The sequence below is a fragment of the Acinetobacter sp. FDAARGOS_558 genome, assembly GCF_003937785.1.
Classification (GTDB): domain Bacteria; phylum Pseudomonadota; class Gammaproteobacteria; order Pseudomonadales; family Moraxellaceae; genus Acinetobacter; species Acinetobacter baumannii.
Genome location: NZ_RKJH01000001.1, coordinates 1588096 through 1602509 on the forward strand (window position 1 = coordinate 1588096; position 14414 = coordinate 1602509).

The window sequence follows — 14414 nt, forward strand, 5'->3', positions numbered from 1 at the left end:
AGCTCCTAATTTTATTCCGATAAATCCCACCAGTAACTATTACCTAGGTTCTCCAGGCGCTGCTGTGTTCTTGGTAAATAATCAGGATCAATCATATTCTGCATTTTGGAATACAGCATTCGATCTACGACCAGCTTACTGTACCAAAGATTCTGCAATGGAATATTGCTTTTTAGGGTATTGGCTACCTCCATCATACGGGTAGATTCCTTCCCTTCAATGATGTTATTCCCCATACCAGTCAGCAGCATACCCAACTTCATGCTCTGGCCTAATAATGGGCCACTGATAAAGTCGGATGCACTTCTACCAGTAGGATCTGAAAGCGCAGACATAATATCGCCCAAGAAGGAAAGCCCACCACCTTTGAGCATAGATTTGCCAAAGAAATCGATGGTGAATACTGGCTCTGGATTTTTGCCATTTGCCAAGTTTTGAGTCTGAACGATCAATGCACCTGCTAAAGTTTGATAAGCCAGTAATGAAGCTAGGAACGTTACTCGGCTCTTAATATCTCCCTGAGCAAAGGCTCGGTGTCCAATGCGGAACATATAAGCCAATGGGAAGCCTTTGAACTGAAATAAGGTTCGGCCTAATTCCCCTTGGATGGTACCAGCTTCGCCCAAGTTAATGATGCTACGTTCACGTACACCTGCTTCAATAATAGCGACTGACTCCTCATTGAAGATATGAGTCTGATACTTCATTGCAGCCTTATAGCGGAAGTCAGCAATGGCGTTCGCACTATCCTGCTTGTCCAATGGCAAAAACTGCTTAATCACATCATCTGGTGCATTAAAAAAATCATTCTGCGAAAGTACCGCCGTCCCATCTTCACGTTTACTTGGCTCCAGCTGCTGCCATAATTGCCAATCACGTTCGGTAATACCGTTCCCCTGTAGGATCTTAAGATCATCCGCACCAAGATCCTTCCAATCCGTTTTACGAGTCATTTCAGCCAGCTTATTCATATGCACCAGATTAAGCGCTCGTTTAGCACTGGCTGTCACGGCGTTTAATCCTGACACTTTCATAGTCATTGCAGCAAAGGCCTGCATACGCGCATTAAAGCGGCCTGATTTAGTGGCACTACTCACCACATCAGCATCTCCAAAGCGAGACATACCGCCTACCATCTCAGTGATACCAAGCCCAAAACGTAGGGCTTCATCACGTGTGGCACCCTGTTTCAGTTGCTTCATGTATTCAGGGAGGATGGATTTGGTATAAGACAGACCCAGCATATTAGCGACCTTCTTCATACTGGCATGGTCGCCAAAGGTCGTCAGCGTGGTACTACCTAATTTAGATGAAACCATTAAGGCACGAAGTCCCCCCATAACATTCCCCAGAGTTGAATCAATTGCTCGGGTATTGGCATCCAAAGTGTTGTACATCGACATGGCTCGATGAGCCTGCTTATCAATTTCGCCATGTTTCAATCCATTCTGTGGATCTGCTTTCAGTTTGATCTTGGCTTCATCCAATAGAGATTCAAACGTATGACGAGGATTGGACCCAAGGTTCTGCATCATGGCCACTTCTGTACTCATGCGGTGAGTATGGTTTTTCAGAATTTCATGAAACCCTGCTTCATCATAAGTTCCATATTTCTTCTGATACGCCAGCCATGCGTCACCATCCTTGAAATGCAAAGCACGTGATTCCTGGTGACGATTTGCCATCTTAGAACGACCGCCCACCGGTGATGCTCCTGCTTTGGCCTGCTTATTCAGTACCAATAAGTCCTTGTTGGCGCCGTTGGTTGAAATTGTTTTATAGACATCTTCAAGCATGGACCTCAGTTCCAGCTCATCCATCAGCTCACCAGTCTCTTTGACATACTGATTGCGATCTAAACCGTTTAAGGCATCGTTCACCCATTCTGATTGATCTGTTAGGGCTACTTTCTTCTGATCATGTGAGGTCATAAAGCCAAAGTTATCGAGCTTTTTGATATTCCCTCCAGCCCGATTGAAGGCTAAACGCATCTCCTCTAGGACGGTGCTTACTTCCTTGGCCATCGCCATAATTTCTGGATTATCAGACTTGCCACCAAACATGACCCGGATAATGTCATCAGTCATTGCCTTGTTCACTGACATACCAAAGCGCTCTTGTGTCTTGGTAAACACATCAGCAACCAATGACATCCAGCGACTGTGCAAGGCTTGGGATTGCTTCTCTATAGACTGGATACCACTCTGATCCGAGAAGTATGCAATCTTCCGCATTAAAGCTTGGACCGGATTTAATTTAGGATGGTTATAGATTTCGTTCTGCACCTGCGCCTTAATGACAGCATCTCTGGCAATATTTTGATTATTCTTGGCAATCTGGACGGCGAGATCTGTAGCTGTTTTCTGAGCAATGGCTTCCGCGCGCTCAGCAGGACTTTTGAAAATCCAATCTGCATCAGTTCTAGCCAACGTATTTTGTGCTCGAATATACAGTGATGAAATGCGATTACTATCAGCTGCACTGAGTCTTTTTTTGCCTAAGGCTTTTGCAACTTGTTCTCTACATTCAGCTCTCATGCTGCTTCACTCCCAAATCTTAATGCGCAGCTAGCCAATGCTTTCACTGCCTGAATTTCGTCTTTTGCGATTTCTTCTTGCTCTTTGACATAGTCCAGTAAATCACGGGATGACATCGTCACAATTTCTTCATTCCCGTTTTCATCCAGACGAGTAAAAGTTACTTCCATGTCGGGATCTGCTTCCAGAATTGAAACCGCTTCCCTACCATCTGCCGTGTCAGTGAATGAACCGTACTCACCTTTACTGGACTTGGTTAAGTCTGGTGCACCATCGACTTTGACCTTACCTGGCTTCCAGAACTCCCGCTCTAATGCCTGAGCAGCCTTATGCTGTACTGCAGTTAGTTCAGCACTATCTGCTTTACCATTTGCAGGATGAGCAAACAGGTCTTCGCCATTACGTGTAGCCTTTACCGGGCTAATAGTGCCGTCCTGATTGACTTGCCGCTGAAAAGTTGTATTAGAGGTCTTATTGTGTAGTTCTTGAATGATGCCCCCACCCTCAGCTGAGCGTTCTCGTTTAAGGTAATTTTGTGACCTGGTGGGAATCCAACTATCTATGCCTTCAGCGATAGAGTTTTGCAGAATATGTGGATCGGATGTTCTGGTACTGATATCTGAAATATTCGACTCAGAATCTGCAACAACAACTCCTTGTTGTTTTGGCTCAAGTTGGTAAAGGTCAGATTCCAGTGTGTCTAAAGTACGATTAGCACTATTACTTGTTCCAGACAGATCGACCCGTGGTTCTACATACGGCGCTCGATAAGCATTAGTATCTGAATATTGGTAATGCGCCGTAGCTTTCAGATATTCCAAATCCTCTTTAGTCAAAGGAGAAGATAAAGCTTCAAACTCCTCTTGAAGTGATTTAACACTATGTTCATCTGCACTGAGTACAAAAGGCATGGCCTCAATTTCAGCATCAGACTGGGACTTGTAAGTAGGCGGTGCTGCTATATCAGACTCAAACTGTGGGAACTCTGATTCGCTCCCTCGAACTTCGGTAGATCTTGCTGAGGTATCTGCACGAACATCACTATAAAGACTCGCAATTTCATTCCAGCGCTTTTCGTATTTAGCCTTTACCTGTCCAACAGTCATGCCATTAAACTTATGAGAGGATGTAATTTCTTCTGCTATTTGACGTGCAGTTTTTTTACTGTTCCCTTTACTCCAGCGTGTGGCCACATCAACAAAAAGCTCATTATCCTTGGCTTTCAAAAAGACTGGTCCACCACCTTCACCAAAGAAATGCAGGTAGTAAAGTTCTAGGCCATTAGGGTCTCGGTTAAAGTGGCTGCGGAAAACCTTGGCATTGTGCTCGTAGTAGTTCAGGCCCGCTTTAATTTGATCATTACCATCAAACTTATTCTTACCCCCCATACGGGCAAAGGTGCTATCCAAAGTCTGAAATAAGCCGGTGGCCGATGAAAGCAACTCCCCATTTCTGCCCTTTGGCTGGATTGAAGTACTGAAGGTGCCACCAGTTTCTAAATGGGAAATGATTAAGGCATCTACTGGATTGATACCCCGTTTAGAGGCTTCCTGGACAATCGTTTTTGTCCAAGGTTTTTTATCAAATACAGGATTAGTCAAAAGCTCCGCCATTACTGGTGCTTGATGTTCATCCGTATTGATAGTGCCGGGTCTTACGATAGCTTTCGGTGTACCTGTTATTGATGCCACTGGCGTACTGGTTACGACTGCTTTGGGTGTTCCGCTCACTGGTGCTTTTAAGCTGACCAGCTCATCATTCAATGCACTCTCCATTGCACTATCCAGTGCATCAAAGTGTGAATTGGCTTCTTTTGCATTTTCTGGATTAAAAGGATTCATCCCTTCTGCATGCTCAAGGTTCGCTTGTACATGAGCAGCATCATTCATCGTATCAACATTACCGTGTTCTTTTACCTGCTCAGGTCTCAATCGACCTTTATTGGCCCACAAGTTGAGTAGGAGTGCCATCCCGCCGTTTGCTGCTAATGTGGATGGACTTAAAGCATTTTCCTTTAATGCTTCACCGTATTGAGCGACCTTTTTATTTTCATTGTTTTCAAGAAATGAACCTTCCAGATAATCACCAGCTACGCCAGCTCCAGTAGCCAGCGCAGTAGTAGCCACAGCATCAGCTACTACCGATTTAGCAACACCATGGGTAGGAATAGCAAAACCCAAAGCATCTGTAACCCCTTTAATCGCTCCACCAGTTTGAGCAGTTTTTATGTCTGCCCCTTTATTCAGTAAGTCTGATTTCTCCGCTTCAAAGGTCTGGTACCCAAATAGCCCAGAGTTCAAAACTAAGCCTGGTACACCGCCAGTCCCCAAAGTAGTGACGGCGTTCCATCCAATACGGGTAAAGTCTTTAGTAAGCCCATAAGTAAACTCACCGACTCCCCCCAAGTCATCAGGTTTAAAAATCTCAAGGTTTTGCGCTCTCAATGCAGCTGCTTTCTTATCTCCCCGTATTAAGGCATCTGGAGCAGTGGCAGCCTCAACGGTACCCATGGCAACACCAGAAACAACACCCAAAGCCCCGTCGCTAAATCCACCACGTTCACTCTTAGGTTTGAAGCGAGGATCTTCTTGATTTAACGTTAATTCATCATCTGCTAAAAAATCCATCTTTACCTCATCTCACTTTAAATGTTAAACGTGTTTGACGCTTCTTATCGGTGGCATCCATGATGTACTTGGTACCATTCTTGAAGTAATAGACGTATGGATTTTTAGGGTCTTGTTCTAAAGGCAGATCCAAGAAGAAGTCTTTATCAGATCCGCCGTAGGTTCTGGCATTACGAGAGTTAAAGCTTTCCAGCTGCTCACGAAAAGCCTTTTCACTAACGGTATGAGGCCGCAGTACTACCGATTTACTTCCGAAAAATCCCCCTGAAGTGAACTTGCCACCAGTTACATTTAGAATTGCTTTATTGAACAAATCCTCATCTATGGTTTTATTTAATATACTTCCCTTTGAATCGGCTACTTTCTCGGACTTTTGAACCAAATAAGCATAGTTAGCTTTGACTGACTCCAAATAAATCTGAAAGTCTGGTTTACCTGGTGAAGTGATGCCAGCTAAGTAGGTTGCGGTATAGGTTCTTAGGGCATTGTCATCAACTTTTACCAAGTTCTTATCCAATAGATCCTGCCCAGTAATAATCTGCCCAGCAATATCTTGCAAGCCACGATTATTAAGTGAAGCAGATAATCGATATGCACCGCTTTCGCCAGCAATGCTACTAATCATATCTCTGGATGCATTGGCATTACCCGCACTGGATTTGTAAAGACTGGTTAGCAAACTCAACTTATCCCCTGGTCTAGCTTTTTCCCAGAATTGTTTTAGTTCAGCTTGCTGCTGGGTAGTGAATGGATTTAAAGACCCTACAGTCCCGTTCAATATATTGTTCGCATGAATAGATTTGATGTTCTTGGATAGAGCTGCAATAGCTTCAGGGTTGCCACTGAGAATTGCATGAGTAGGTACTACAGTTAGATCTTGACCAGTCTTGATTGAGTACGCCAGAGCTGAATTATTTTTCTCATAGCCCAACATATTCTCATGCGTTTTAGACAGAAGGTTTAACTTCCAGCTCACGTCTTTAGCATTATCTTGCGCCGTATTTTGAGCCTCTGAACGCTTTTTACTGAGGTAAGCTTCACGCTCATCCGCTCCCAGTCTCATGAACTGCTGTACTTCAACCAAAGCTCCGCTGTACTGAACAAACTCAGATTCTTTCCCTGTACCCTTAACACGTGCTAAACGGGATTTAATCACGTCTTCACTTGGGATCAAGCCTGTTTCAATATCCGCCTTCATCTCATTAACAGCGTCTTTGGCGTCATCTTCTAACTGCTTTTGCTGTAAGGCAACTGCCCGGTTATTCTGGTCAATCTGGGTTAATGTTCGACCACTCCAGTAAACAGCCTGTTCTTGAGTTAAATTAGGATGTTTTGCAATAACAGCTTCAGGAGTTGAGAGTTCAGTCAGCTTTTCATTGTCAGACTTATTCGCCTGGTAGAAAGTCGTTACATCATTGCTGGCACGGTTATTTTTGTATTCATTAAAAGTGTCCTGAACATGAGCCAACGGTAAACCTTTGGACTGTGCATACAAAGACAATCCATTCCACACCTCTTTTTCAGAAGCATTAGGATTTTTAAGATAGTTTTCTCGCATGCCTTTGAGCTGGACAATTGCCTGTTGTTGTTCTGATTTTTGTGCAATAGGCAGATACTTCGATGCACTCTGATAAGAATGCTGTTCAAAGTAATTATTAAAGTTTTGCTCAAACTGCTTAGGCACCACATTTTTATACTGCGTCTTGATTGACTCAAGGCTTTCCTGTCTTTGCTTTACGGCATTATCGTAGGTTAATTCCCCACTCTGCATTTTTAGCAGTAAATCATTATCTACAACGCTAATATCAGCACCAATCTTGGATGACTGTAATGCAAAATCAGCTTTTTCTGTTTTATCCTGTTCTTCTCTAAGTTTTTCACTGCGAGCCTCTAGTGCCCCTCCAATAGAACGACCAATTTCAGCTAAGCCCGTATTTGGTGTAAAAGTCTGCATTTGCGCTTGAGGCTCTACACGTCCCCGTGAAACTGGAATTTTCATTATTTCCACCCATCATACGCTTGAGCTGCTGTTTTAATAACATCACTTGCAGCCTTATAGCCATAGTTATTACGCTGCATCTTTCCTTGTCGCAATACATCTGAAGCACTATAACCAGCCTGACTGATATTCATTGATGCGTTATATGCTGCATCCCCTAAAATCTCATCTTCGATTAATGCTGGAACGCCTACATTTACATCCAAGCCATTTTCAGCGGCCGCAGCCATAGCGCTTGATGCGTCTCGCTGCCCTTGTTCTTTAATCTTTTTGCTTTGAACTTTGGAGACGGATTGAATTGTTTTTGCATTACCCTTAGCTGTAGCATCTGCCATAAGCGCATTTGAGATATTGCCAACAGCTTCAAGGCCCGAAGAAATAGCACCACCTTTGCACATGCTTAAACCTCCATCTCAAGAACATAGCCAATCAAATTAAAGCCAAGACTTTCATAGAGTTTTACTGTTTTATCTGCATGGATGCCTGTCATGGTTCCGATCTGGATACGGTCAGCATTTTTAAGCTGTGCCCATCCAATGAAAGTGTTCACTAAAAGCTTGGCAATATTAGATTTACGGTACTCAGGAAGTACATAAACGCCTTGTTCAAAAGCTAATTTGTGCCCTGTTCGCCAGTCCGTTTCAATAACACCGATGACTGTGCCAACTGGATTTTGATATTCATCTAAGGCTAGAAAAATTGAGTTATGTTTTTTAATTAAATATTCGAATAGATCAGATGCGCTTTGCTCATCAAATCCTTGTTTTGAAAAGATTGGCGATTCTTTAGTGAGACGCTTGCCGAAATCAACAAGCGTATCTAAATCATTTAGGTTTGCTGCCCGTACTTGCATCTCATTTCTCATTAATTGATACCAACATAGAGATACTTTGCATGTGTAAAGGCATAGGTTTGTCGTGTGTTATCTTGACCTCAAGTTCATGTAACGGCTGCCATCCAACAAATGAATCGACCACATAGCCAGTGTAAGGCAAGTTTACGAACGCTGATTGGTTGTAATACTTGGTAGATAGTTCCTGCCCGTTGATATATCCACCAACCGATGCATTCAAAAAGATAGCCATTTCGTGCACCTGAATCTTATGAAACATTGCAGTTGTTGGTACTTGGCTAAAGTCTGGTGGCAATAGGTCGATTTCAGTTTTAAACGGTTGGCCAAGATGTACTGTTTGGGTTAGATCAGTGTTAGATAGATTTATGTTGGTGCCACTTACTGTGTAAGTCGAATAGAAATATCCATCCGCATTATTAAAATTAACCAGTGGATTATCTAAAACCTGAATATCAAGATTTAAAATTGATCCAACTCCATTAGTCACGTTGATGTCGAACTCACAATCACTCTGTGCAGACTCGCTAAACTCTTCCAAAACTGTAGAGCCATTACGATTAGTAAGCATGAAACACTGATCCTCACCTAAACCAGTTGGCAAGGCGCAGATAGATAAAACCTGTCCACCAAAATCGTGCTGAGACCAAGCATTCATTTCCTGATCGCGGTTTAGTGTGATACTTGAAACTGCACCATCACCCATAACAATCCATACAATAGAGTTTGGTGTCTGCTGGAAAGTTAATTCTTTAATCCCAGCATGGTTTTCAGGTATGTGCGGGGCAATTTGCGACAATTCAGGCGAGACAAGCCCGTCAACTTCATAACGGTATGACATCGCACGCAAACGCTCACCACCACGCTGAACAAAGAGAAGCTCATTACCCACGCGGCAAGGCTTAACATTTGCTTGAACACCATAAGAAGTATGCTCATCAATCTGTGCTGAAGCTGGTGTTAAAGGGCCTTGAGAGTTAATTAAGAACTCAGCACCACCAGTTAATGCAACTACACCACCACGCTGTGATAGGTGCAAAATATTGTCAGATTGAGCGGAGCTTGAAGCAATACTAAACGCATCCGCATCTTCAGTTGTCTCTAAGAAATTGCCGTCATCACCAATCCGGCTAAACCACATCTGGTTAGGGCTTGTTTTCGTATTAGCAAATACTAAGCGCTGTTTAAAGAAGCACACTGCCTTTGGGTAACCCGCTGTAGCACTAAATGCGATACTTTTTAAAACCCAAGACTTTGCAATAGCTTGAACAGCAGAAGTTAGTTTTACTAAAACTTCACCTTTTACACGAGAAGGGTCTACATATTGAGTTATTTTTACTTGCCCACCATTAATTTCAATAATTGAACCTACATTTGAAGGTGTAAAAACGTTAGCTGCTTCATTTGTCACTTCTTCCCATTCCGAAGTAGTTGCAGTAGGCTCAATCCCTTTATTGTCAATCGTTGCACGCCAAGTTTTACTTGTGTGAATTACACGATCACCTGTTAAGTAAGTCTCAGTATTAGACCAGTTTGGGAATGATGAAGCAGTTAAGGAAATAACTTTTCCAACTTCTGTACCGGATGGTGTCAATGCCACGTTTGGAGTGCTGCCTAACTCATCATTAGGGTTCACACCAAAGGTAAAAGCTGCAAATTGCCAGTTTGTAAAGTCGGCAGAACACAGCAAGCGCTGTACAGGTGTATCACCTTGTACAAAATACATGCGGTATTTAGTATGTGCGTACTGTACTTCACGTACTTTTTGGGCCGTGTTGTAAGGTGTCACAGTTTCATAAACAACTGCATACGTTCTTGGGTTGTAAACCTTGAGGAAAGACACACCGAGGATAAGCAAATAGGTGTTTTCTGAGTTTGCAATAAACGGAATTAAACGCAATGCACCTGCAAAAATAGAACGGAACTTTGTGCCCGGTCTTTTCTTTGCCCCACCTTCAACCAAAGGCAATGCATTAAGTAATTTTTTAGCACCGTTTGCGTATTGCTGAATGTCTGTGCGTGTCCAAAGTAACGGGCTTAACTCACCAGAACTCAGATTATTTTTTAGGATCCACTGTCTCATTAGAAGCGCTCCCAATAGTAACTTGATTCTGCATACTGAACGTCTTGGCTTGGTCGCTCTTGACCATTCACTGTACGTGCTTGCTTAATCAAAAACTGGAATTGCGCTTCTGCTGATTGACCAGCCGCATCACTTCCCGTGATTGGCTTACAAAGCTTAGATGCCATTTTGTACGTCATAGCTTCAACCAACATTGCATCCCAAGTTTGCTCGTTATCGTTGTCAAAAACATATTCAAGGTGAATTACTTCAGCATTTGCCAAGATATGACGATTCTCTACTTCATAGCATTCAGTATTGGCTGAAATAATCAGGACGTAATCACTCGGCAATGGGAAGGCATGAGCATAGCCAAAGCTTGGATATGTAGAGATTGGAGATAAGATTTGCCGTTTTTTGGCGCATGACCAAGGATGTGAGCGCAGTATTGATAAACGCGTAGTATCATAAATATTACGGCACGTTTGAGCTAATTTTGAGTCTTCCTCAAAACTGGCAATTTGCTGCCCACCAATCATGCTCAATGCATTATTGCAAATGGTGACTTTTGATACAGACATAAGAAAACCCCGAAGCTTTTTGGATAGTTTCTTCGGGGTTTAAAGGTGTTTTGTTGAGTATAAAAAGCACCCCACCGCCTGCCCTAACAGTGGGGTGAAAGCACTTACACTAAGAAGTCGATAGCAACCACTTTCTTCTCATTGGCACGAGCCGCGCCAAATGAGTGAACGCCACCAACCTGTTTGATATTCTTCTTGTCTGGACGAGTAGAAATATCAAAACCTGTAATGTCTGCATCACCAAAGTGTGCAGCAGTTCCCGCATACATCACTGTACGACGCTCTGTAGCACCGCCAGCACCATTGTTGAGTTTTTCGTAAGGGATCCACTCAACACCAAGCCAATTTGTCGTTACTTGACCTTCTTGAAGCATCTGAATTTTCAAGTAATCAGCATTGGTGAGAGTAGTATCATTAAGGAAGATTTCCATCATATGTGAATCGTAGATCATATATAATTTTTCCCCATTCTTTTCGTCACACTCATTGGTTCGGAATAGGGTTTTTGCCTTAATGATTTGCTTTTTCAGTGGTCCAAAACTTGAAAGAATGATCTGAGTGTTTGGTAAAGCAACCTGAGAAACAGTTTTAGAACCTGCATCATCTACAGTGGTGCGTGTAACACTACCAATTAGAGATTGGTAAATGATGTCATCTGTCGTACGATTGCGGGCACTAACCAAGTTCTTCATGTACTTGTCATTTGGATGCGCCTTTAACTTTGGAATATCACGGTTCTCAATCGGAATAAATAAATCCCAATCTGACATAAGCGCTGTACGTACGCCAGCGTCTGGAATAGTCCAATTAGTATTACCAAAACGCGCACCAGAAGGTGACATTTCGACTTGACCCATATCATTTACAGTGAATGATTCACCGACAATTTTTCCACGGTTCACAATTGTTTTAAGTAATCGTGACTCATTTTGCATTGAGGCAACTTCGTACGTGTCATGAAACTGTTGTACAAACGCTGCCGTAATTTTATTTTCATTCGCCATTGGTTAGCCCCCTAGCCGTATGCTTTTTGGTAATAACTTTGAACTTGGGCAGTGACACGTTTGTGGTCGGGATGACTTTCATCCATGTATGCCTCTGATGCGATTAATTCTTGAATGTTCTCGGCACCGCTTTGTTGGGTGTTTTGAGGCGGCATATCTTCTTGTAATGCCTTGCCAAAGTAGGCAGCTAGACGAATACCGAATGTTGGAGAATCAACATCCGCAACTTGAAGCCCAGCCGCTTGAATTGCTTGATTGGCGAAACGTAAGTTAGCTTCGTAATCGTTACCCCAATCCCGTTGAAGTGCTTCTACTTGCACGGCTGTATGCTGGTCATAAGCCTTCATCACCACCGACATTTGCTCATTAGTTAGTCCAGCTTGATGAGCACTTTCTAAAAAAGCTTTGTTATCTTCATTAGACTTGAATGCATCGAAATCAAAGCCTTCCAACTCCACTTTGTAAGCATCCGCAGACTCAGGAATATCTGGCTTGGTTTCTGTCTCACTTTCTGGCTGTTTCTGCTCTTGAGTTTGGCTCTCAACTGGTGGCGTTGCTGTATCCACAGGTGTTGTTTGAGTTTGTTCAGTTGCTTGAACGTTTTCTGTGTTTGTCTCTTGTTGTTCATTAAGCATCGTTCTCTACCTCACTGTAATTTGGGTCATTTGCTTTGTTGATTTCATTGATGATTCCAGCCACAACGCTTTGTTGACCAAGCTTGTAATTGGTTTCACGGTCTGTATTTGAGAAGGCATTGCGGCAATACTTTTGGGTCAGATGCTCAAGGATGCGTTGCCCGTTCAGATCAAGATCAAACACGACCCGATATGTCTCTGGTGTTGCTGGGCGCAATGCTCTATGTTGAACAAAAGTTCCAACTTCTTCGGGCTTCTGTTCCTTGTTGCGGAGGCTTTCTTCAAGCTGCTGAATGCGTGAATTGGCTTTCTCTAATTCCTCTTGTGACTTAGCCAATTGAATGGTGGTATCTAAGTACAAGCGGTTCTCCGCCCAATACTTTTCTTCCCATTCCTCACCACTAACTTTGTAAGCTAGGGCAAATGCGGCAGCCACAATAAAGGCCAGAACTGCAACTACAAAAAGGGCATTAATCATTGTCGTGTCTCACTGGTTAATTCAGACTCAAGGCCTTTACCGACTGCATTTGCGAGTGGTTGTGCTAGAGCCTGCTCTTGTTCTTGTTGTGCAGCTTGTTGCTGTGCTTCCTGACGCTGCTTACGGATTGCATCGATCTGATCTTGAGTACGTAGAATTGCTGTAGGCACACCTAAGCCCATACCCGAAACTTGCGCTACGGCATCCATATCTACGTTGTCTAGGATTGAAGGATCTATTTGAGCTACGTTCGACATTCCAGCTAAGAAGCGCTCAATTGCTGTGACTTCTTCTAGTTGCTGTGAACGAGCCAAAGCAGAAATAAACTTGAATGACAGATTGCGGCCCTGCATTTCTTCTGGCGCTTCACCAATTACACCTGCACGATAAGCAAGCCCAAAAGTACGCTCTAACAAAGGCGTTAATAATTCAGCTTGCCAACGACCATACAGCGGCCCTAATTGCTGACGAATTAAGTCAACACGGACATGCACTTCGGTTGCTGTCATTGCTGGGCCATCGGCAGGCTGCAACTGATCTGCCATCATCTTTTTACGGATTGCACCTTGAAGATGAGCTAACAAATCAACGCCAACTTGATACCCTTTGCCGTCATCAATGCGTTTCAATGAGTCCACATTGTTAACAACAATGATTTTCCCACCGCCAAGACGCACAGTTCTTGGGTTGAAAACACCATCATCTACCCCTGCATACATGCCTAGAGTTGAAATTTCGGCACTACGCAACGTGTCACGCATTAACTTGTTAGCTGTTTTAGCATCGGGCAAAGCAATAGAGACCTGACCAGTCCCATAAACTGAATTTGGAATCTTTCTAAAGCGTGGAATTACAAAAGGAAATTCGTTGTAGCCCGTCTCACGAAGAACATTTTTTTCATCAACTTCAACGTGATATGACGCAAAAGGCATTTCCTTTGGCATCAACTGACGATCACCTTTGATGTAGCCGGTTTTACGCGGCTCAACTACCCACAAAACCTTAACCTTGCAATCTGGTTTTGACTTGTAAGTGTTGCGGACCTTCTCACTGACCTTGTTTTCGCCATACTCATTGACTAACGCGGCCATCGTCATTTCATATTCGCGATAGAGTGTGTCAACTTTCTGATCTTGACGTGTTGAAGCTAGATAGCATTGCCCGATATCCCATGTCTGGAATACATAGCCACCACCTGCATGACGATCTACATCCGCATACATTACGCCCCAACCTGCAACCACACAGTCGAGAACTAAATCAAAGATTTCACTATCGTAGTTAGCCCCGTGAATGTTGCGCCAAATGAATTGACACACTTCATCAAGCCACTTCTCACCTTTTGTTAACTCTGCTGGATCATCAACACCATTCGGCACAGCTTTAAACCACAGTGCATTAGCTGGTGTGGTTCCTGAAATGATGCTTGATACAAGTAATTGCGTTGCTTCTGATAGTGTTGAATCTAATAGCTCAGCTCGTTGTGTCTTACGTGTATCAGTTACATCATCACCTATAAACGATTGCTGACGCTCAGGGGCCGCATAGCGATAGCACTCAGACCAATGCGGTTCTAAGCGGTTTCGCGCTGCTTTAAGCTCGCTTAAGCGTTTGCATAACCTTGCTACTAGCTCACTCATA

11 protein-coding genes are annotated in these 14414 nt (G+C 43.3%); all 11 read right to left on the reverse strand.

What is annotated here, in order from left to right:
• Positions 1-11: 11 nt before the first annotated feature.
• The 11 genes from EGT34_RS07540 to EGT34_RS07590 all read right to left on the reverse strand — a co-directional run bounded on the left by EGT34_RS07540 (position 12) and on the right by EGT34_RS07590 (position 14413).
• Positions 12-2537, reverse strand: a complete 2526-nt coding sequence (locus EGT34_RS07540) for a hypothetical protein (protein WP_024437263.1) — start codon at positions 2535-2537, stop codon at positions 12-14.
• A complete protein-coding gene (locus tag EGT34_RS07545; protein WP_024437264.1) occupies positions 2534-5164 on the reverse strand; it encodes a hypothetical protein in 2631 nt (876 codons plus the stop codon). Before EGT34_RS07545 ends, EGT34_RS07540 begins: the two co-directional genes overlap by 4 nt.
• Before the next feature lie 7 nt (positions 5165-5171).
• Positions 5172-7163 (reverse strand): hypothetical protein, encoded by a 1992-nt coding sequence (locus EGT34_RS07550; protein ID WP_031971940.1) that lies wholly within the window; start codon positions 7161-7163, stop codon positions 5172-5174.
• A complete protein-coding gene (locus EGT34_RS07555; RefSeq protein ID WP_024437266.1) occupies positions 7163-7561 on the reverse strand; it encodes a hypothetical protein in 399 nt (132 codons plus the stop codon). Before EGT34_RS07555 ends, EGT34_RS07550 begins: the two co-directional genes overlap by 1 nt.
• A 2-nt stretch (positions 7562-7563) precedes the next feature.
• Positions 7564-8016 (reverse strand): GNAT family N-acetyltransferase, encoded by a 453-nt coding sequence (locus EGT34_RS07560; RefSeq protein ID WP_001198074.1) that lies wholly within the window; start codon positions 8014-8016, stop codon positions 7564-7566.
• Position 8017: 1 nt separating this feature from the next.
• Positions 8018-10096, reverse strand: a complete 2079-nt coding sequence (locus tag EGT34_RS07565; protein ID WP_024437267.1) for a carbohydrate-binding protein — start codon at positions 10094-10096, stop codon at positions 8018-8020.
• Positions 10096-10656: a hypothetical protein gene (locus tag EGT34_RS07570; RefSeq protein ID WP_005134913.1), complete on the reverse strand. Its 561-nt coding sequence runs from the start codon at positions 10654-10656 to the stop codon at positions 10096-10098. Before EGT34_RS07570 ends, EGT34_RS07565 begins: the two co-directional genes overlap by 1 nt.
• Before the next feature lie 104 nt (positions 10657-10760).
• Complete coding sequence (locus tag EGT34_RS07575) at positions 10761-11660, reverse strand: phage capsid protein (protein WP_024437268.1); 900 nt, start codon at positions 11658-11660, stop codon at positions 10761-10763.
• A gap of 11 nt (positions 11661-11671) precedes the next feature.
• A complete protein-coding gene (locus tag EGT34_RS07580; protein ID WP_024437269.1) occupies positions 11672-12295 on the reverse strand; it encodes a hypothetical protein in 624 nt (207 codons plus the stop codon).
• The gene (locus EGT34_RS07585) at positions 12288-12773 is read right to left on the reverse strand and encodes a hypothetical protein (RefSeq protein ID WP_024437270.1); all 486 of its coding nucleotides are present in this window, start codon (positions 12771-12773) and stop codon (positions 12288-12290) included. Before EGT34_RS07585 ends, EGT34_RS07580 begins: the two co-directional genes overlap by 8 nt.
• Positions 12770-14413, reverse strand: a complete 1644-nt coding sequence (locus EGT34_RS07590; RefSeq protein WP_024437271.1) for a portal protein — start codon at positions 14411-14413, stop codon at positions 12770-12772. Before EGT34_RS07590 ends, EGT34_RS07585 begins: the two co-directional genes overlap by 4 nt.
• Position 14414 lies beyond the last annotated feature (1 nt).

Bases quoted from the DNA above. Each gene is read 5' to 3' on its own strand.
- EGT34_RS07540 (WP_024437263.1), bottom strand. From the start codon at position 2,537: ATGAGAGCTGAATGTAGAGAACAAGTTGCAAAAGCCTTAGGCAAAAAA.
- EGT34_RS07585 (WP_024437270.1), bottom strand. From the start codon at position 12,773: ATGATTAATGCCCTTTTTGTAGTTGCAGTTCTGGCCTTTATTGTGGCT.
- EGT34_RS07580 (WP_024437269.1), bottom strand. From the start codon at position 12,295: ATGCTTAATGAACAACAAGAGACAAACACAGAAAACGTTCAAGCAACT.
- EGT34_RS07555 (WP_024437266.1), bottom strand. From the start codon at position 7,561: ATGTGCAAAGGTGGTGCTATTTCTTCGGGCCTTGAAGCTGTTGGCAAT.
- EGT34_RS07570 (WP_005134913.1), bottom strand. From the start codon at position 10,656: ATGTCTGTATCAAAAGTCACCATTTGCAATAATGCATTGAGCATGATT.
- EGT34_RS07550 (WP_031971940.1), bottom strand. From the start codon at position 7,163: ATGAAAATTCCAGTTTCACGGGGACGTGTAGAGCCTCAAGCGCAAATG.
- EGT34_RS07590 (WP_024437271.1), bottom strand. From the start codon at position 14,413: ATGAGTGAGCTAGTAGCAAGGTTATGCAAACGCTTAAGCGAGCTTAAA.
- EGT34_RS07575 (WP_024437268.1), bottom strand. From the start codon at position 11,660: ATGGCGAATGAAAATAAAATTACGGCAGCGTTTGTACAACAGTTTCAT.
- EGT34_RS07545 (WP_024437264.1), bottom strand. From the start codon at position 5,164: ATGGATTTTTTAGCAGATGATGAATTAACGTTAAATCAAGAAGATCCT.
- EGT34_RS07565 (WP_024437267.1), bottom strand. From the start codon at position 10,096: ATGAGACAGTGGATCCTAAAAAATAATCTGAGTTCTGGTGAGTTAAGC.
- EGT34_RS07560 (WP_001198074.1), bottom strand. From the start codon at position 8,016: ATGCAAGTACGGGCAGCAAACCTAAATGATTTAGATACGCTTGTTGAT.